We start from the raw sequence: 16,070 nt of genomic DNA, 5'->3' as shown, positions 1-16,070 counted from the left end.
AAATGACTGAGTCAGCCGAGAAGAATTTCCCCGCTTATTCGCACCTTCCTTAGCTGAGTTCAGATACGAATCTGTTCGATTGATAACCTTTATCATCAAGTCGATTTTTTTGTTTACCTCTGTCTCATTACCTTTACTAAATTTTTGCACCTCGATCCCACCTTAGGATTAATCCAACATATGATTAATGATCGTATTTGAAATATTGTCAATATCTACCTTAGAAAAGCCAACAAGCTGTCTGATGGGGTATTGCACGTCCTGAGCATGAGGGTTAGGCCGGTCTTTGAGTCCGAGCTGATGAATCTGCGCTATGCGCTGCACTTTGCCGGTAAACTCCACCACAGCAGCATCATTGCGACCACTAGCTTTCATGTAGCGACTCGTTCGCAGCTTCTGAAACATCGCCCGTTTTATTCGCCCTTTTTTCACCCTGAGCGGCTGGCGTTTTCGGGTCTCATACGGTGAGCCGTCCGGCGCTTTTTGTTGTCTGATACGTTGCTGCTGTGCGGCGCGCAGTTGTTTCGCTATCTCTGCGGCCAGCCTGCGCCGCGACGCCGGTGACAATGCCCCGATAAGCCCCGCCATCTGGTCATCAAAAGGCGTTAATTCACTCATCCCATTTACTCACCAGCTCGCCATTGATATAGAGCTCTGTCGGACGGGTGACAGGCTCCGGCAGGGGCGGCTCCGGGGCATAGCTGACGTGTAACGCGCCGTTTTCTTCCCGGACAAGGGTGCGCTCAGTCAGTTGCAGGCTGATACTGATATCAACATTATCCCCGTCATTTAAATCCATCTGGAATCGATAGCCCTTTTTGCGCCCCTCATCGAGCGTGCAGATATCCGGCTGGTTTTCTCGCAGCCACGCCGCCACCGGCACAAAAATCAGGTCGGGGTCGCCGACAAAGTCACAGACGATCACATTCAGCGTGTATTTCTTTTCGTGGGACAGTGAGGCCGCGAGACGCGCATCGATATTCCCCTCATCGGCAAAAATGCGCATCATCTCGGGGTTATTCATGAGCTGCGGGACGGCGTCATTCAGCGCTTTGCGCAGGCTTTTCATTTTCTGCATCGATTCTATCCTGACAGTCTTTGATGGTTTCGACCTTAATCGCACAGGCGGTGAGCGCATGCTCAAGCCTGCGAATATCGGCACTCAAATCACCGTTATTGACGGGGTCGCTTCCCGGCATCGGGCAGAGGCTCACCTTCGGGCAGGCGTTGTAAACAACGGGCAGCGGAGGCGCAGCCTGTTCGGATGTGCAACCGCCGCACAGCATCAGGCAGCTTATCGCTGTACCAGCGGCGTAACGTCTCATTTTCATTCATCAGCCTCGTTATGGTTTCTTCCCGCCTTGCTGCCTGCTCACCGGCAACGGCCAGCTCATCACCGAGCCTGACCTGCGCATCCTCATTCGCCCTTGCGATTCGCTGCGATACGGCAAGCTGATTTTTCAGCATGCCAATTGTCGTCTTTTGCGCACTGGCGACGCGGTTCGCTTTCTCAAATGACCGGGATAAGTTCTCATTTTCATGTCGCAGCCACAGCAACCCGGCCAGCGCAGCTACCAGAAGGATCACAATGAGTCTGGACACACCCCCTCCCCCTCGATGCGCTGACGGTAAGCAGAGCGCACAGCTTTAAGCACAAGGACACAAATCAGATACAGCAGCGCTGTAAACACCCATCCCGCACCAACCAGACAGCCAAACAGCGCCCATACAGCAACGAAATTGACTGCCACGCTCTGCGGGTTCGCCAGCCCCATAACCAGCATCAGCGCCAGCAGGAAATCAAAAATCAGCGAGGTAATGTGTTGTTTCATTGAGTCACTCCTTTCATGCAATACGCCAGCTCCCGCGCGCGGCGGTTCTCCAGCCCTTTATTTTTTGTGCCGTTGACATACACCCAGCGGGTGAGCTGGTCGCACGCCTGCCACCACTGATGACGCTTGATAAACGAGACCAGCGTCGAACGGCAGGCCGCACCGGTTCCGACGTTAAACGCAAAACTGACCAGCGAGTCATAGACGCGCGGTGGCATATCCACCGGCACACAGACTGCGAGCCGTTGCTCGACGTTGAGCACATCGGCAACGAGATTCTCCGCCGCCTGTCGCTCTGTAATATCCCCTTTCGGGACCACCCCGGCAGTGTGGCCGATGCCCGACGTCCACACTCCCGCGATGCACTGGTAAGGTGTCAGGCGACATCCTTCGAGATCGGCAATCAGTGCCAGCCCCTCGGGCGAGGTGTTAAGCAGACGAAAGTCAGGCACCAGTGCTGCCAGCGCCAGCACGGCGGCCACACTGCAGCGTTTAATGATTGAGCTCACGGGCAGCCTCCTTATCGAGTCCGAGTGAGGTCAGATAGCGGTAGGTTTTGCGCTTAAACCAGTAATTCGTCAGCGCGGTAAAAATGGCGCAGGCACTCCCCACATAGAGCGCCAGCTTTTCGGGGGACATCGCCCCGAAATACGCCAGCCCCACGGCCAGCCAGTAAGCGATAAACGTCGTGATTTTTTCCACACTCAGTCCCATAAATTCACCGTCTCGGTTTTCGGAGCGCTGTCGGTTTCGGGCAGTTCGATTGCCGTGCCGTGCGGCAGAATAACGCCCAGCTCCGACAGCCCCGGATTCGCCTGCAGCACCGTTTCAACGACGCCCTCAGTGCGCCCGTAATACCGGGCGCAAATCGCATCGAGGGTGTCCCCCTGTATCGCCCTGATCTTCATCAGATTTGACCGACAATACAGCGCGGCTTGTCCTGAATACGCGCCACAGACCAGCGCATATCCCGCCACAGCTCATCGATAACCGCCTCGGTGCTTTCCGCCTTGCGGTCGCCTTTTGCCGTCGCATCGATGCCGCGATAGCGCTCAAACAGCGTGGCACTGGTCATGGCGCAGACGGCGCGGAAATAGTGGAAACAGCGCACGCTTTCGCCGTCGATATCATCGGCAGGCACATCGGCCAGCGTGTCATGACCTGCGGCCATCTGCTCAACCCGCCACAGGGCAAGCTCCGCATTGGTTTCAGCCATACCGGCTTTAATCGCATCATTCAGGCGCAGCGCGGAAACGGTCTGCTCCAGACGCATCAGCTCGCGCACACGCTTCGGATCCACATCAGGGAAAAAGAAGGTGTTTTTTATTACCGGCTCGCTCACGCCCGGTGGTGGTATCACCACGCCCGGCACATCCTGCGGCTCTTTTTTTGGCTCAATAATCACTGTCGTCATGACAACCTCGGGTAATGGGTGGGCGGTGGACGCCGGTCGCAGTCAGGGCAATCAATACCCGCATTGACCGGCGTGCCGCCCGGCTCGGGGAGCGCTCTGTTAACCTGCGGCTTTTGCCGCTTTCGGGGGACGCCCGCGCCGTGCCGCCGGTTTGGCGGCAGGTTTGCGCGTGCGCGGTTTATTCTGTTTGGGTGCGGGTTCTGGTTTGGGTTTCAGCGCGCGCTCGAGCTGTTCAATATCTTTTTTCACACCGACAGTTCGCTCTAACTGGATCGCACGCTGCAGGTGCGCCAGCGCGTCAGTCAGACGGCCAGCCTCACGCAGCACGTAGCCGGTAATTTTGTGCAGCTTCGCGCGCACGATGTCCGGCATGTCTGCCCGTTCGGTCAGTGCGATGGTGTCGAGCAGGAGCTGCAGCCCGACAGGCTGTTTCGCATCGAGCAGGCGCTGCGCTGACAGGGCGACCTCTTCGGCCAGCAAATACGGCGTGGTGCGGCGGTGGCCGCCGGTCGGCATGGTCAGGCCATAGGTCATCGCATAGCGGGCAATCTCCAGCGCACCGGCGATGTCATCCGCATCGAGACGCCACAGCATGACGGTCATGACAATGTCATCCTGCGCCCCTTTTCCGGCGCTGAGGACACCCGACACCCACGGCAGATAGAACGGCAGCAGCTCACGCTTTTTATCTGCCTTGCGTTCATTGGAGCGGATTTGTTTTAACGTGCGACAGTCTGCGGCCAGCTTGACGAGCATCTGCTCATAGGCAGTTGCATTGCGCAGCGGAGCAGCAGCCCGCCGCGCATTCTCAGAGGCCGAGACCCGCATCATGTGACGCGCTGCGGGACTCGTCATGGCTTATTCCCCGCTTTCCGGTGCAGCAGGTGCAGTGAAGTCACCGAGTTTGATGTTTTCAATCAGGCAACCGGCGGCGTAAGCCTCGACCACATAGTCAATATTCATCGACTCGTAGTTTTCGACGCGGTCTTTCTTCGGCTCCTCGATGATGGCGCGACGGTGGGCATCATCCATGAAGTAAATCGACAGGTTATCGAGACGCGTCACCATCAGGGCATTCGCCGGGAAATACGGCACACGCACAGCAGGCAGGTTGCCGATGCGCTTCTGGCTGATGATGATGTCAGCGGCCAGCGTTTCGCTGTTTTCCTGTGCCTTGTTGACCAGCGGGAAATATTTATCTGCCATCAGCTTACGGCCAGTGATAACGACGAGCTCCGGGTCATCCTGATAAATCTCATCAATCAGGTTGGTGGTCGCATCCATCACCAGCGCATCAAGGTTTTCATAGTCACCGTTTTTACCCACGCGGATCACATCGGAAATGACCTTGCCGTCATCATCAGTGACGTTGGACATCACACGCGCGGCAGCTTCATTGCGATATTTCTGCAGCCAGCCCACCGCGACATCCTGCAGCATCGGGTTCGTTTTGCGGTTGGATGTCTCCGCGCGGGTGATACCGTTGAAACCGGCCATGATGAAATCGAGCGACTGACGCTTGATAATCGCGTCACGGATACGGGTCTGAAAGTCCTGGAAACGCGCCCACAGGTCGAGCTGTTTGTAACGAATATGGAAATCAAAGTTGATTTGCGCGCATTCGTATTTGTTGGATTCGAGCGCAGTGAAATCAGCGGTCTTACGCTCGTCATCGGCGGCGGTGTCCGTGGTGCTCGCAATCGTACCGTTGACGCCGACCCCGACTTTTTCGCCTTTCAGCTCGTCGACCGGCACGATATTGATTTTGGTCAGAAACGCGGATGACGCCTGCAGGGTGGTCATCAGGGTCTGCGTCACGGACGGCTCAACGGTGAATTTTTTCGCCACGTCATCGGTGTCGACGCCGTTCAGCTCCGCCACGCGGGACAGGTAAGCATTGAATTTAAAGCGGGTATCTTTACGCATTGTTATTCCTGTTTTTCTAAAAAGGGGCATCAGGCCGGGCGACGCGCACCCGGCAGGTCTGTCAGCAGTTGGTCAGCAGCTCGTCACCCGTCCCGCCTTTCGATTTCTCGCGGCGCGGCTGGCGATAGCTTTCGGTGTTATCGAGGGAGCTTTTCAGGGCGTTAAACGCCTGCGTGCTCTGCGTGGTCTGGCTGGTCACGTCCTGCTTTAGCTGTGCAAAGGCGGTTTCCAGCTTAGTGACGCGCGTTTCGGTGGCGGTCAGGTTGGTCTGTACCTGCTCAGAGACGGCGGTCACTGCCTCATGCACATCAGCAAGACGGGCGTCATCGCTGACCTGTTTGCGGCTGAAAATCGATTTGACCTTGTCGGTCAGGCTGTTGAGCATGGAATCGGGAACATCCTCGAATTCCAGCTCAGCAAGGGAGGCCACCGAGAAGAGGTCGCCCGGCTGGTCTTTTTTACCGGCGAGCGGGTTCTGCGCAGCACGGCTGCAGAATTCGAGATATTCGGTGCCGAGGCTTGCCGGGTCATCGGTCACAGCGAGACCAATCAGATAGCATTTACCGGTATTTGAGAAATTCGGGCGAATTTCCATGGAGGTGTAAACCTTCTGACCGGCACGCACCATGCTCACCAGTTCATCAAGCGGTGCAATCTTGCCAAACAGCGCTTTTTTGCCGTTCAGCGCAGAGTCATCACTGATGATTTCCGCTTTCACTTCGGTCACGTCGCCGTAACGTTTAAACGGACTGTCAGGCCAGAGGCTTTTGATGTGTTCGAGGTTAATGCGGCAACCGTAGACGCGCGGGTCAAAGGTATCCGCCATGTCCTGAATGTCATCCCCGTTGATGACACGACCATCGCAGGTGTCACCCTCGACGCCGATGCGAAACCATTTAGAAACTTTCTTTGCCATTGTTCAGGTGTCCTGATGTTGGGTTTTCGGTTCGGGTGTAGTTTCCCGACTCCGCCCCGCATCAGCCACCGCTTGCAGACGTGTACCCCCTGACACAACAGGGGGTTAGCGATAATGCCCCGCTATTTCCTTAGCCTTGCCCCGTATTCACTGACACGAGGCAACCATGACCATTTCGACTGACCTCTCCCTTTTGCACGACCCGCGACGACAGGCACGCCTGCTGTTCTGGCAGGGGTTTTCCGTGCCACAAATCGCCGACACGCTGCAGGTCAAGCGCCCGACCGTGCAGAGCTGGAAACAACGTGACGGCTGGGAGGAAACCGCCCCGCTTAACCGCGTGGAATCCACGCTCGAGGCGCGCCTGATTCAGCTTTATGCAAAGCCTGACCTCACGCCGCATGACTTCAAGGTCGCTGACTTTCTGTCACGCCAGATGGAACGGCTCGCGCGCGTCAGCCGCTACGGCCAGACCGGAAACGAAGTAGATTTAAATCCCAACATTGCCAGCCGCAACAAAGGCGATCGCCGCAAGCCAAAACGTAATTTTTTCAGCGATGAGGCTATCGAAAAGCTCGAAGAGATTTTCTTCGATCAATCCTTTGAGTATCAGCTCAACTGGCACAAAGCCGGTATCGCGCACCGTATTCGCCACATCCTCAAATCGCGCCAGATTGGCGCAACATTTTACTTTGCCCGCGAGTCATTGCTGCGCGCCCTGAAAACCGGGCAAAACCAGATATTTCTGTCAGCCAGTAAGACGCAGGCTTACGTGTTCCGAAAGTACATCATCGCCTTTGCCCGCATGGTCGACGTCGACCTGTCAGGCGACCCGATTGTCATCGGCAACAATGGCGCAGAGCTGATTTTTCTCGGAACCAATTCCAACACGGCACAGAGCCATAACGGCGACCTGTATGTCGATGAAATCTTCTGGATCCCCAACTTTCAGAAACTGCGCAAAGTTGCCTCGGGGATGGCGTCACAGTCCCACCTGCGCACCACCTACTTTTCAACCCCCTCGACGCTGGCACATGGCGCGTATCCGTTCTGGTCAGGTGATCTGTTTAACCGGGGACGCAGCAGCGCCGCCGAGCGTGTCGACATCGATATCAGTCATAAGGCGCTGGCCGGGGGCGTGCTGTGCCCGGACGGACAGTGGCGGCAGATTGTCACCATCGAGGATGCGCTCGCCGGGGGATGCACGCTGTTTAATCTGAATCAACTGAAACAGGAAAACAGCGCCGATGATTTCCGCAACCTCTTCATGTGTGAGTTTGTCGACGACAAGGCATCGGTATTCCCGTTCGAGGAGCTGCAGCGCTGCATGGTCGATGCGATGGAAGAATGGGAGGACTTCGAGCCGTTTTCTGACCGTCCGTTTAACTGGCGCCCGGTGTGGATTGGCTATGACCCGTCACACACCGGCGACAGTGCAGGCTGTGCGGTACTGGCTCCGCCACTGGTTGCCGGTGGCAAGTTCCGCATCCTTGAGCGTCACCAGTGGAAAGGCATGGATTTTGCGACGCAGGCCGGGGCTATCCGCGAGCTGACCGAAAAATACTGCGTCGAGTATATCGGCATCGATGCGACCGGCATCGGCCAGGGTGTTTACCAGCTCGTGCGCTCGTTCTTCCCGGCGGCGCGCGCCATTCGCTACACGCCGGAAATGAAAACCGCGATGGTACTGAAAGCGAAAGACACCATCAGACGCGGGTGTCTGGAATACGACGCCGGGGCAACTGACATCACACAGTCATTTATGGCTATCCGTAAAACCATGACCAGCAGCGGGCGCAGCTCCACCTATGAGGCCAGCCGCAGCGAAGAGGCCAGCCACGCGGATATCGCATGGGCCACTATGCACGCGCTGTTAAACGAGCCACTTTCCGCTGGTAGCGGCATGCATTCAACGTCAATTCTGGATATTAACTGACATGAAAAAACATCAGAAAAAACCCGCCACAATGAGCGCCAGCGCACCGCAAAAAATGGAGGCGTTCACCTTTGGCGAGCCCTCCGCCGTTCTGGATCGCCGCGATATCCTCGATTATGTCGAGTGCATCAATAACGGTAAGTGGTACGAGCCGCCGGTCAACTTCTCAGGTCTGGCAAAAAGCCTGCGCGCCGCCGTGCATCACAGCTCGCCGATTTACGTGAAACGAAATATTCTGACGAGCACCTACATCCCGCACCCGCTCCTGTCGCGTCAGGATTTCAGCCGCCTCGTACTGGATTATCTGGTCTTTGCAAACGGCTATCTTGAGAAACGCATGAGCGTTACCGGCCAGCTTTTAAAACTGGAAACATCACCGGCTAAATATACCCGCCGGGGTGTCGAGGATGGCGTTTACTGGTACATATCGAGCTTTAACAACCCGCACCAGTTCGCACCCGGCTCGGTGTTTCACCTGCTGGAGCCTGATATTAATCAGGAGCTGTACGGCATGCCGGAATATCTGAGCGCACTCAATTCGGCCTGGCTGAATGAATCCGCCACCCTGTTTCGTCGCAAGTATTACCAGAATGGCGCGCACGCAGGTTACATCATGTACGTCACCGACGCGGCACAAAGCAGCACCGACGTCGAGTCGCTGCGTTCTGCAATGCGTGATTCAAAGGGGCTAGGAAATTTTAAAAACCTGTTTTTCTACGCGCCCAACGGGAAACCGGATGGCATCAAGATAGTGCCGCTGAGTGAGGTCGCCACGAAAGATGACTTTTTCAATATTAAAAAGGTGAGCGCCGCTGACCTGCTCGATGCGCACCGTGTACCGTTCCAGCTCATGGGCGGCAAGCCGGAAAATATTGGCTCAATGGGTGATGTTGAGAAGGTGGCGCGGGTGTTTGTGCGTAACGAACTGACCCCGCTGCAGGAGCGCTTTAAAGAGATTAACGACTGGCTCGGGATGGAGGTGATCCGCTTTAAAGATTACAGTCTTGAATCAGAATAACTCTGCAAAAATCGCCGCCTCCGGGCGGCCTCATCCCTGACAGCCTCAGCCCCACCACACGCAATCCAATCTCATCGCGAAACCATCGCAGACTTGCAACATGACAGCGCCGTCACGACGCGCACAGACGCATTAAATTAAATGCTGTCACCGCCTCTGGCGCGCAGTGCTATCCCCGCCTCGCCTGCCCGCTTAAGGGGTCACTTTTAATGCGGTTGCATTAGCAACCCCGACCCGTGCCAGCACAGGAGCCAGCTCACAAAAACCGAACTAAAAAACTGATGCAAATACATGCACCTGATAGATGCATAGCTAAAAATAAGCTTCGCTATCACTTTATTTACCACTTATGAAGCTCTCAATCATCTTTCTAACATCCGCAACAAGCTCAACAGGTACATCCATTGTCCGAGAGTTGCTATATTCTTTTGGTGCTTCATACACACCTTGATAATTGAGAACGCATTCTTTCAGTATTTCAAAAAGAGACTCAACAGGATCGCTCCCATGGCGATCAATAAATTTTAGATATTTCACATGCGCCGATAAAGTGGAAATATCGCCATGGACAAATTTGCATCTAAGATCGTAGATTATTTCTATTTTAGAACTCACATCAAAAATATTTATCGCATCACGACAAACGCCACCAACAATCGAAATTTTGTTACCTGCATTATTACCATACATTGCATCAAGAGCTATAAATTGATTTAAAAACCTTTCACGGCTATCATTCCCCCAACCATGAGCAATGAACGAAAGAGCAGACAAAACACGCTTATCAGATCTAGATAATATTTTTATTAGACGTTCGCAAACCAAACCATCAATATTTAACATTGACAATGATGGAATGTTTACACGGAAATTAGAAATATGATACTTCCCCTCAGAGAAACTCTCAACTTTATTATTAACATCACATGAGTTAATAGCGAATGGATTATTGACAGTAACACATAACCCACCGAATAGCCGATTCAACATCTCAACTGCATCCTGTTGAGAGGAAGCATAGGTAAGTATAACTGTCGAGCTTGCTTGATTGAAATACCTCCCAATCGGTTCATCTCGTATATCTTTCTCATCAAAGAAGGAGTTTGGAACGTCAATACCAGCTTTGGATTTAATATTAGACAATAAGGCCGCACCCTGCCCCGGGCCATATAGATAAAGATTTTCCTGTAACTTCAATTGCCCATCAAACCTAACACATCCAAGATTGTAAATATAAGGATAAAACTTCATTCGTGAGATTATGTAACACTCAAACATTTCACTAAGATTTGTCCTGTGTACCTTTGAAATTATACTATCAACGGATCTTTGCTCTGGGTTAAGCGAGAGGAAATCGGCATCTATACAGTTGAAGGCGTCAGAGCAAAAGCTTAACAACAACTGTTTAGCGGTCTGAATGTCGCTCACCCCTAATTCTTGACCATAATTTCTTAGCAGAGCGCTAGCGCATTTTGCCACTTCCTCATCATTGTATTTGAGCCAAAAAATTAAATCTTGGAGTGGTTTACCTACTTGAATACAAGGCATCTCTTTATCATGTCTATAAAAAAAACACTTGCATAATCTGTTTATCATACCTCTCGCGAAAGCAACCTTCATTGACACTTCATTCCTTGATTTAACCATCGATGATCACCCCCAATAAATTTGAGTATTACCTTAATTTACAGCGTGTTCCTTCGAATTTGCTAATTTACATGTTCTCACCAGTTGAAGGGAAACACCATCCAGTTTTCCTGTACAGCAAAACTAAACCGTTTATCCCCATAAATTACTGTTGCACCTTTCGCCATCGCTTCAACCTCCCATCGTTCAGGGACAATACCTTCCTGAGCTAACTTGAAACGAATTTTTGAGACGCGCCCCCTTTCGGCGCTAGTCATCCTAGCTGATGGCGCTTGCTCGCTCGCTTTAAGGGGCGCATTGTTTCTTTGCTGCCGATTTTTGAGCGGCGCCTCAGCTTTTAACGCACCGTTAAGCACCTTCATGACGTCAGGCTCATTCCACCCGATAACCCCGTGCTCAATCAGATTTAACACCGCTGCGGCTTGCTCAGACGGCGTGGGGGTCATAACTGGATCGCCACCGCCGGTGAGCATTCCACAGTTATTGACAGGACTCCGAGGCGCGGCAGAGCCGCTTTTTAAGGTCAAAGGCTCAACGGCCAAAATCTTTGGAACAATGCGCCATTCGGCTGTACGGGTTACATGTATGCGACTCGCCCCGAGGTGAGGGGCATAAATGCCGACCACTCTCTCGATATCTTCCTCATATTCGTTGACCTCATCAGTCACCTTACGGGCGACCCTAACGGCCTGCGCATCACGCGGCATGTTTGCCCCACCCTGTGCGATGATATACAGGTCAAATTCACCTTCATCAGCAGCAGCCCGGACAGCCTCGACCCGGTCGTCAAACTCACTGGCGATACTCACGCCGCGCGGCAGCTTGCGCAGTTCGCGGTAAGCGCCCATTGTCGGCAGGCCAATTGGTTTAAACTGCGGGATGCGCCATGTAGACGCCCATGCAGTTACGGCTGCGGCGGTATCTTTCAGAGGCTTTCCGGTGTCGTGGTCGAGCTGGCCGTCGAGTGCGTAGCCGTCGATATTTTTGGCAATGTATTTAGCGATATAACCCGCCGCACCGCCCTGATTAAGATGACGTGACTCAAAGCGCTGTTTTGCCGCTCCCTTTTCGTGCCCGTCCTCTTTGAGAGCATAACGACGCATAATTTCGTTAATAGCTTTACGCTGACCGGGTTTGCAAAACAGCATCATGTGCCAGTGTGGCGTCCCGTCGTGGTGCGGTTCGACAACACGCATCCCGTAAACCTCTAAATCGTTATCTTTGAAAGCGGTGCGTATCAGGCTCCAGATTCGGCACAGATAGCGCTGGCCGTCTTTGGGGGTAAATGCGGTTTCATTCCAGCCATGATTGAGCTGCACAGTTTTGTTTTCACCTTTGCCGACCTGTCGGGTCGGGTGATACTTCGATGGCGTGGTCAGTGTGATAAACATCCCCACGTCACCAACGCTGGCCGCGTAGCGTTCAATCCCGGCGATAGTGTTCATCAGTTCCATACGCCGTATTTCAGGGTTAGAAATACTCCCCATTACCTTACTGATGAGGTCGATACGTTCGCCGGTGACTTTGTTTTCCAGCTCGCAGGATTTCAGGTATTCGAGATTAGCCAGGCGGCGCGCGTGCACATCGCGGATCGCCATTTTGCTTGCGTAAGGTGAGCGGTCTTTGTTGACCTCGCCAGCCGCAATAAGCAGCGCCTCGCGCCAGCGCATCCGCTGCGCCTTGAGCTGGCTGACCCACCACTCATCTTTTATCAGACGGGAAATAGCAGAAAATGCCATGCGGATCGTCATCTGACCCTTACGGTATTTTTTCCAGTACATCGGGGTGAAGTTAAAAGCGCGAGCAATACCGGCCACCTGACCGTATAAATGCGCCTGCGCCTCATCGGTGAATAAAGTGTCTTTCCCGCCGTGCGCCTCCTCCCATGCGTCGCTTAACTCCTCGTATTTGCTCCAGAGTTGAGAAGCAATTCTAGCCGCAAACTTCTTAAGCTCTTTGTCATTCATATCCGGCAGGCGCACATACTGGTCACGCTCGGACAAAAAACCAATCGAGGCGGATTCATTCATTCCGCACAGCTCATTAACACGCTCAAGACGCGGCAGCAACTTGCGCTCAAACGTGTTTTTGAGGAAATACAGCCCACCCAAAGGGCTCTTTGTGCGGCGGATGAAGTTATAACGCGAGGTAAACAGCGTTTGCAGGAAAAACGGCAGGCGATCAATCCGGTTTAAAACACCTTGCACCTGACGGAGTTCGGCACGTGTAAGGGGTCTGTCGCGGCCAACTGCCTCGCGGGATTTATTCCACGGATAAGCACCGACGAAATTATCACCGGTGCTTTTTGGTAGTGGCGGAGGTGGCGAGGGGGCAACGCGCCCCCGAGTTTCAACGGCCATCTGCAGCAAACGCAGTCTGACATTGCTGACCAATGCGCTCGACCTGCTCGCCAATGTCCGCAAAACTAGCCGCCTCACCGGTCAGAATGCCATGTAATATCAGACCAGATACGAGTCTGGAAACTGTTGGATAATAGCCAATTACACCGAGCCACTCTTTACCGGCGCTCTTTCCTGATTTTGCGGTTTTCTTTTCCTGCAAAATAAATTGAAACTGGTCACTAGTGACGACGAAACGGTCGCCCACCTCAATATAAATTGACATTATTTACCACCTTTCCGATTTAATTTTTTTAGCTCACACGCACAATATGTAGATTGTTCAGCCATGAATTGTATTAATTCATCCACAGTGGTTATTTTCTTGCGATAAATAGCACGTTTGACAATTAGGTCGACAACATCAGAAAACAGATTTAACTCATTCGAATAAATAGCGATAACTGACCCAACCATCAAGCCAGATTCTTTATCACTTTTGAGGTCAGACAGAGATAAATCACCATTTTTGAGAACGGCAACTTTTAACCAGCCATTGAGAATCACAGATTTCAGCACAGACATTAAACAGCCTCCCCACGGGCGAGACCTGCGTTATGAAGTACCGTTGATTCCTGGCTGAGTAACTCGACAATCTCAACACGCTCCAACTCCTGCGTAACGATATGTTGAATCAGTTTATCCAGATGAAATGAGAATATAGTCGCTGCGTCGGCCTGCGCTTCTGCTCTGGCCTGCTGAAGCAATAAAGAAAAATTACTGCTTTGCTTTTCCGTTCCTGTAAGCATGACTTTCTCCAGACAAAAAGAAGTCCCGCACAATCAAGTGCGTTTAAAATTTAGATTATTTAATTAATGCAAATATTGCTCAGGCTTGACCGATGTTAATATCGTCGGCGCGTACTCAAACAGGCTAAACAACTCACGTAAAGCACGAAATAAATTTTCACGCCAATAACATGATTCTTCATTAATACGCCAGTAAGGCTGATTAAATTCAACCTCACTTAACCCTGCATGTAAAAACAATGACCGCCGTTGGCTAACCGTTAGAAAACTAATATATGCGGACTCACTTGAGCCAACCTGACGACGTTTTGAAAATGCAGCACGTAGCTCGTCGATAGCGCACACCAGACGCTCCCGGTCTACATCGTTCATTTCTTCAAGACGCATCGTCGCATGACGCTGTTTTAATTGAGCATGAAAACAGACCGTCAGGCGGTCGCGCTCCATCATTTGATTATAGAAATCACAGCTATCCTGCCAGCGGGGCGCTGCAAGATATTTACCAATCAGACTACGTAATCCTTCTGGCTGCTTGTCCACAATGGCAAGGGTCATAACCGTCATAACGATACCCCTATGGATTTTATGAAGCGTTTAGTCATGGCAAAAAATCCCGGCTTACGGGTGCGGATGATGATGCCTTTACGTCCCTTACCGTGAGTAATCTTGAATGTCATCGGCTGGGGACTTTCCTTACGAAGTAGCTGCGCAATACAACGTGGTTCTTGCATAAATCCTCCATTAAGTAGCCGGGTTTTGCCCATGCCCGGTACATGGTCTTGTGGTAGGATTGAATCGCCAAAAACAACTCCACCACTAAGAGGTAAAAAGTGAACAATCAAAAACTTAATGAATTAATTACCACTCTTGAACAAGCCGTAGCATTAATTGAGTCTCTACCAACCCCAATGGGTGACGTGGAAAAATCGAATCAAGTCGATGTATTGACAATTAAGTTAAGAGAATTAGCTCACTCAAAAAAACCAAATCATCTTCAAGGGTTTATTGATATAAACGACTAAGCGTCTAATTCATGTGGTGCGGCTTTTTTGGGACGATGCGACCGCACCATCACATTAAAAATGTCATCCCAATCATCTTTGCTCATTAGCGTAATACCCAGCTCCCGAGCCTTTTCTCTTACACAGCGCGCCAGATATAAACGATTATCAATACTTATCCCTATAGCCCTTTCTTTCATGCGGCCGTAGTTATCAGAAAGAAGCTGTATCAAGTCAAGGCGTAGTATTTCAACTGAGCCATCAGTGCTGCGAAAAACTAAATCATCACCATCAATAAACACTGGTTCACTTTTGAGCTCTTCGCTACTCACCCACTTACGCAGACTTCGTGGAACAACAAGACTATTTGAAGGTGTCATTTCGTCTAATTCACCACTGAATAAAGCCACTTTTATGGTTTTCAACTGATGTTCCATTTCTACCCCCTTATGCCGACTGGTCAGCTAGCCATTCACAAACTGAGCGATGTATTTCAACCGGTTAAGACCCTAAGCCCAACCACATTAGCCACCCTTCCCTAATTTCTTTCGGGCGACTTTCATATGCGAGTTTCATGCCGTTGTTCCATGCTGGGAGGTAAACCCAGTATTCACCTACTGTTCCGCTGGTTGACTGCGGATCAGTCATTTTAATAATGGGTAGCTTCCCTTTATCAATCATTCCCCGAACAGCCATGGGAGTCTTACCAATAAGTCTTGCGAACTCTTGATAAGGGACTGCATCAGTTACACTTACAAGCTGTTTGCTCATCTGTTACGATTCTCCTTTAGTGCTATTAATTGCTCTTAATGGGGTTTAATTGCTCTTAATGGTGATTCACCCATCGGAAAGATAAATCTACGATAGGTGATAATATTCAACTATAGGTGATTTTATGTCAATAGAGATTCATGAAAAAATCAAGCTCATCAGAGAGTCTGAAAGACTAAATAGAAGAGAATTCAGTGAGTTAACAGGGATCGTTTACGGTTCTTTTTGTAGCTATGAGGCTGGCGATAAAAAACCAGGTGTAGAGCAAATAATGAAAATCCTTCAACACCCGCGCTTCACCAAGTACACGATGTGGTTTATGACTGATCAAATAACACCTGAAGCTGGGCAGATTGCACCGGCTCTCGCGCACTTTGGGCAGCCGACAACTACGTCACCCCACTCAGACCAGAAAACTGGCTAACAATTTACGGCGCTTTTTTGTGCAGTAAATGCACTGT

The 16,070-nt window shown here is 51.6% G+C and carries 25 protein-coding genes; 4 read left to right on the top strand and 21 right to left on the bottom strand.

Annotated elements, in window-relative coordinates:
- Positions 1–168 precede the first annotated feature (168 nt).
- The 12 genes from SK33_RS08730 to SK33_RS08680 form a co-directional block, all read right to left on the bottom strand.
- A complete protein-coding gene (locus SK33_RS08730) occupies positions 169–618 on the bottom strand; it encodes a phage virion morphogenesis protein (protein ID WP_048218173.1) in 450 nt (149 codons plus the stop codon).
- Positions 611–1,078 carry a phage tail protein gene (locus SK33_RS08725; RefSeq protein ID WP_048218174.1) on the bottom strand — a complete coding sequence of 156 codons (468 nt, stop codon included), beginning with the start codon at positions 1,076–1,078 and terminating at the stop codon, positions 611–613. Before SK33_RS08725 ends, SK33_RS08730 begins: the two co-directional genes overlap by 8 nt.
- Positions 1,041–1,286, bottom strand: a complete 246-nt coding sequence (gene lysC, locus SK33_RS08720) for an Rz1-like lysis system protein LysC (protein WP_247751717.1) — start codon at positions 1,284–1,286, stop codon at positions 1,041–1,043. The genes SK33_RS08725 and lysC overlap by 38 nt, the downstream gene beginning before the upstream one ends.
- Positions 1,174–1,602 carry an Rz-like lysis system protein LysB gene (lysB, locus tag SK33_RS26395; RefSeq protein WP_048218176.1) on the bottom strand — a complete coding sequence of 143 codons (429 nt, stop codon included), beginning with the start codon at positions 1,600–1,602 and terminating at the stop codon, positions 1,174–1,176. Before lysB ends, lysC begins: the two co-directional genes overlap by 113 nt.
- Positions 1,584–1,832 (bottom strand): DNZ54_00345 family protein, encoded by a 249-nt coding sequence (locus SK33_RS08715; RefSeq protein WP_048218179.1) that lies wholly within the window; start codon positions 1,830–1,832, stop codon positions 1,584–1,586. The genes lysB and SK33_RS08715 overlap by 19 nt, the downstream gene beginning before the upstream one ends.
- The gene (locus SK33_RS08710; RefSeq protein ID WP_048218181.1) at positions 1,829–2,341 is read right to left on the bottom strand and encodes a lysozyme; all 513 of its coding nucleotides are present in this window, start codon (positions 2,339–2,341) and stop codon (positions 1,829–1,831) included. Before SK33_RS08710 ends, SK33_RS08715 begins: the two co-directional genes overlap by 4 nt.
- On the bottom strand, positions 2,325–2,546 hold the full coding sequence (locus tag SK33_RS08705; protein ID WP_016153631.1) for an HP1 family phage holin: 222 nt from the start codon (positions 2,544–2,546) through the stop codon (positions 2,325–2,327). Before SK33_RS08705 ends, SK33_RS08710 begins: the two co-directional genes overlap by 17 nt.
- The gene (locus SK33_RS08700) at positions 2,537–2,740 is read right to left on the bottom strand and encodes a tail protein X (RefSeq protein ID WP_048218184.1); all 204 of its coding nucleotides are present in this window, start codon (positions 2,738–2,740) and stop codon (positions 2,537–2,539) included. Before SK33_RS08700 ends, SK33_RS08705 begins: the two co-directional genes overlap by 10 nt.
- On the bottom strand, positions 2,740–3,246 hold the full coding sequence (locus tag SK33_RS08695; protein ID WP_046276225.1) for a head completion/stabilization protein: 507 nt from the start codon (positions 3,244–3,246) through the stop codon (positions 2,740–2,742). Before SK33_RS08695 ends, SK33_RS08700 begins: the two co-directional genes overlap by 1 nt.
- 99 nt (positions 3,247–3,345) lie before the next feature.
- On the bottom strand, positions 3,346–4,101 hold the full coding sequence (locus SK33_RS08690; RefSeq protein ID WP_040090154.1) for a phage terminase small subunit: 756 nt from the start codon (positions 4,099–4,101) through the stop codon (positions 3,346–3,348).
- A gap of 3 nt (positions 4,102–4,104) precedes the next feature.
- The gene (locus SK33_RS08685) at positions 4,105–5,172 is read right to left on the bottom strand and encodes a phage major capsid protein, P2 family (RefSeq protein WP_048218187.1); all 1,068 of its coding nucleotides are present in this window, start codon (positions 5,170–5,172) and stop codon (positions 4,105–4,107) included.
- 61 nt (positions 5,173–5,233) lie between these two features.
- Positions 5,234–6,088, bottom strand: coding sequence for a GPO family capsid scaffolding protein (locus tag SK33_RS08680; RefSeq protein ID WP_048218189.1), 855 nt, complete (start codon positions 6,086–6,088; stop codon positions 5,234–5,236).
- A gap of 166 nt (positions 6,089–6,254) precedes the next feature.
- Here SK33_RS08680 and SK33_RS08675 point away from each other — a divergent pair, with 166 nt between their 5' ends.
- Positions 6,255–8,024, top strand: a complete 1,770-nt coding sequence (locus SK33_RS08675; RefSeq protein ID WP_048218191.1) for a terminase ATPase subunit family protein — start codon at positions 6,255–6,257, stop codon at positions 8,022–8,024.
- A gap of 1 nt (position 8,025) precedes the next feature.
- Complete coding sequence (locus SK33_RS08670) at positions 8,026–9,042, top strand: phage portal protein (protein WP_048218193.1); 1,017 nt, start codon at positions 8,026–8,028, stop codon at positions 9,040–9,042.
- Positions 9,043–9,378: 336 nt separating this feature from the next.
- On the opposite strand, the gene SK33_RS08665 is transcribed toward SK33_RS08670, so the two are convergent.
- From SK33_RS08665 to SK33_RS08635, 7 genes are all read right to left on the bottom strand, one after another.
- On the bottom strand, positions 9,379–10,662 hold the full coding sequence (locus SK33_RS08665) for a HEPN domain-containing protein (protein ID WP_247751718.1): 1,284 nt from the start codon (positions 10,660–10,662) through the stop codon (positions 9,379–9,381).
- 104 nt (positions 10,663–10,766) lie between these two features.
- Positions 10,767–13,049, bottom strand: a complete 2,283-nt coding sequence (locus SK33_RS08660; RefSeq protein WP_048218198.1) for a replication endonuclease — start codon at positions 13,047–13,049, stop codon at positions 10,767–10,769.
- Complete coding sequence (locus SK33_RS08655) at positions 13,039–13,314, bottom strand: DUF5405 family protein (protein ID WP_048218200.1); 276 nt, start codon at positions 13,312–13,314, stop codon at positions 13,039–13,041. Before SK33_RS08655 ends, SK33_RS08660 begins: the two co-directional genes overlap by 11 nt.
- Positions 13,314–13,613, bottom strand: coding sequence for a DUF5405 family protein (locus SK33_RS08650; protein WP_047090182.1), 300 nt, complete (start codon positions 13,611–13,613; stop codon positions 13,314–13,316). Before SK33_RS08650 ends, SK33_RS08655 begins: the two co-directional genes overlap by 1 nt.
- Positions 13,613–13,837: a DUF2732 family protein gene (locus SK33_RS08645; RefSeq protein WP_048218201.1), complete on the bottom strand. Its 225-nt coding sequence runs from the start codon at positions 13,835–13,837 to the stop codon at positions 13,613–13,615. The genes SK33_RS08650 and SK33_RS08645 overlap by 1 nt, the downstream gene beginning before the upstream one ends.
- A 63-nt stretch (positions 13,838–13,900) precedes the next feature.
- The gene (locus SK33_RS08640) at positions 13,901–14,401 is read right to left on the bottom strand and encodes a hypothetical protein (RefSeq protein WP_047090184.1); all 501 of its coding nucleotides are present in this window, start codon (positions 14,399–14,401) and stop codon (positions 13,901–13,903) included.
- A complete protein-coding gene (locus SK33_RS08635) occupies positions 14,398–14,568 on the bottom strand; it encodes a hypothetical protein (protein ID WP_163426238.1) in 171 nt (56 codons plus the stop codon). Before SK33_RS08635 ends, SK33_RS08640 begins: the two co-directional genes overlap by 4 nt.
- Before the next feature lie 99 nt (positions 14,569–14,667).
- Here SK33_RS08635 and SK33_RS08630 point away from each other — a divergent pair, with 99 nt between their 5' ends.
- A complete protein-coding gene (locus SK33_RS08630) occupies positions 14,668–14,859 on the top strand; it encodes a hypothetical protein (protein WP_047090185.1) in 192 nt (63 codons plus the stop codon).
- Here SK33_RS08630 and SK33_RS08625 read toward each other — a convergent pair.
- Together SK33_RS08625 and SK33_RS08620 are read right to left on the bottom strand one after the other, a co-directional pair.
- A complete protein-coding gene (locus SK33_RS08625) occupies positions 14,856–15,275 on the bottom strand; it encodes a hypothetical protein (RefSeq protein ID WP_047090186.1) in 420 nt (139 codons plus the stop codon). The two genes, SK33_RS08630 and SK33_RS08625, sit on opposite strands and share 4 nt — an antisense overlap.
- Before the next feature lie 64 nt (positions 15,276–15,339).
- Entirely contained in the window at positions 15,340–15,609 is a 270-nt protein-coding gene (locus SK33_RS08620) for a regulatory phage cox family protein (RefSeq protein WP_047090187.1), read from the bottom strand.
- A gap of 124 nt (positions 15,610–15,733) precedes the next feature.
- Here SK33_RS08620 and SK33_RS08615 point away from each other — a divergent pair, with 124 nt between their 5' ends.
- Complete coding sequence (locus SK33_RS08615; RefSeq protein WP_047090188.1) at positions 15,734–16,033, top strand: helix-turn-helix domain-containing protein; 300 nt, start codon at positions 15,734–15,736, stop codon at positions 16,031–16,033.
- Positions 16,034–16,070 lie beyond the last annotated feature (37 nt).

This window comes from Citrobacter sp. MGH103, from assembly GCF_001034475.2.
Taxonomy (GTDB): domain Bacteria; phylum Pseudomonadota; class Gammaproteobacteria; order Enterobacterales; family Enterobacteriaceae; genus Citrobacter; species Citrobacter freundii.
Note: the sequence above shows the minus strand (reverse complement) of the source record. Positions and strands in the feature narration are given on the sequence as shown.

Excerpts from the sequence above, each read along its gene's own strand:
- SK33_RS08685 (WP_048218187.1), bottom strand. The coding sequence starts at position 5,172 with ATGCGTAAAGATACCCGCTTTAAATTCAATGCTTACCTGTCCCGCGTG.
- SK33_RS08715 (WP_048218179.1), bottom strand. The coding sequence starts at position 1,832 with ATGAAACAACACATTACCTCGCTGATTTTTGATTTCCTGCTGGCGCTG.
- SK33_RS08705 (WP_016153631.1), bottom strand. The coding sequence starts at position 2,546 with ATGGGACTGAGTGTGGAAAAAATCACGACGTTTATCGCTTACTGGCTG.
- SK33_RS08615 (WP_047090188.1), top strand. The coding sequence starts at position 15,734 with ATGTCAATAGAGATTCATGAAAAAATCAAGCTCATCAGAGAGTCTGAA.
- SK33_RS08650 (WP_047090182.1), bottom strand. The coding sequence starts at position 13,613 with ATGTCTGTGCTGAAATCTGTGATTCTCAATGGCTGGTTAAAAGTTGCC.
- SK33_RS08625 (WP_047090186.1), bottom strand. The coding sequence starts at position 15,275 with ATGGAACATCAGTTGAAAACCATAAAAGTGGCTTTATTCAGTGGTGAA.
- SK33_RS08620 (WP_047090187.1), bottom strand. The coding sequence starts at position 15,609 with ATGAGCAAACAGCTTGTAAGTGTAACTGATGCAGTCCCTTATCAAGAG.
- SK33_RS08695 (WP_046276225.1), bottom strand. The coding sequence starts at position 3,246 with ATGACGACAGTGATTATTGAGCCAAAAAAAGAGCCGCAGGATGTGCCG.
- SK33_RS08635 (WP_163426238.1), bottom strand. The coding sequence starts at position 14,568 with ATGCAAGAACCACGTTGTATTGCGCAGCTACTTCGTAAGGAAAGTCCC.
- SK33_RS08665 (WP_247751718.1), bottom strand. The coding sequence starts at position 10,662 with ATGAAGGTTGCTTTCGCGAGAGGTATGATAAACAGATTATGCAAGTGT.
- SK33_RS08640 (WP_047090184.1), bottom strand. The coding sequence starts at position 14,401 with ATGACGGTTATGACCCTTGCCATTGTGGACAAGCAGCCAGAAGGATTA.
- SK33_RS08675 (WP_048218191.1), top strand. The coding sequence starts at position 6,255 with ATGACCATTTCGACTGACCTCTCCCTTTTGCACGACCCGCGACGACAG.
- SK33_RS08680 (WP_048218189.1), bottom strand. The coding sequence starts at position 6,088 with ATGGCAAAGAAAGTTTCTAAATGGTTTCGCATCGGCGTCGAGGGTGAC.
- SK33_RS08660 (WP_048218198.1), bottom strand. The coding sequence starts at position 13,049 with ATGGCCGTTGAAACTCGGGGGCGCGTTGCCCCCTCGCCACCTCCGCCA.
- SK33_RS08730 (WP_048218173.1), bottom strand. The coding sequence starts at position 618 with ATGAGTGAATTAACGCCTTTTGATGACCAGATGGCGGGGCTTATCGGG.
- SK33_RS08725 (WP_048218174.1), bottom strand. The coding sequence starts at position 1,078 with ATGCAGAAAATGAAAAGCCTGCGCAAAGCGCTGAATGACGCCGTCCCG.
- lysC (WP_247751717.1), bottom strand. The coding sequence starts at position 1,286 with ATGCTGTGCGGCGGTTGCACATCCGAACAGGCTGCGCCTCCGCTGCCC.
- SK33_RS08670 (WP_048218193.1), top strand. The coding sequence starts at position 8,026 with ATGAAAAAACATCAGAAAAAACCCGCCACAATGAGCGCCAGCGCACCG.
- SK33_RS08700 (WP_048218184.1), bottom strand. The coding sequence starts at position 2,740 with ATGAAGATCAGGGCGATACAGGGGGACACCCTCGATGCGATTTGCGCC.
- SK33_RS08655 (WP_048218200.1), bottom strand. The coding sequence starts at position 13,314 with ATGTCAATTTATATTGAGGTGGGCGACCGTTTCGTCGTCACTAGTGAC.
- SK33_RS08645 (WP_048218201.1), bottom strand. The coding sequence starts at position 13,837 with ATGCTTACAGGAACGGAAAAGCAAAGCAGTAATTTTTCTTTATTGCTT.
- SK33_RS08690 (WP_040090154.1), bottom strand. The coding sequence starts at position 4,101 with ATGACGAGTCCCGCAGCGCGTCACATGATGCGGGTCTCGGCCTCTGAG.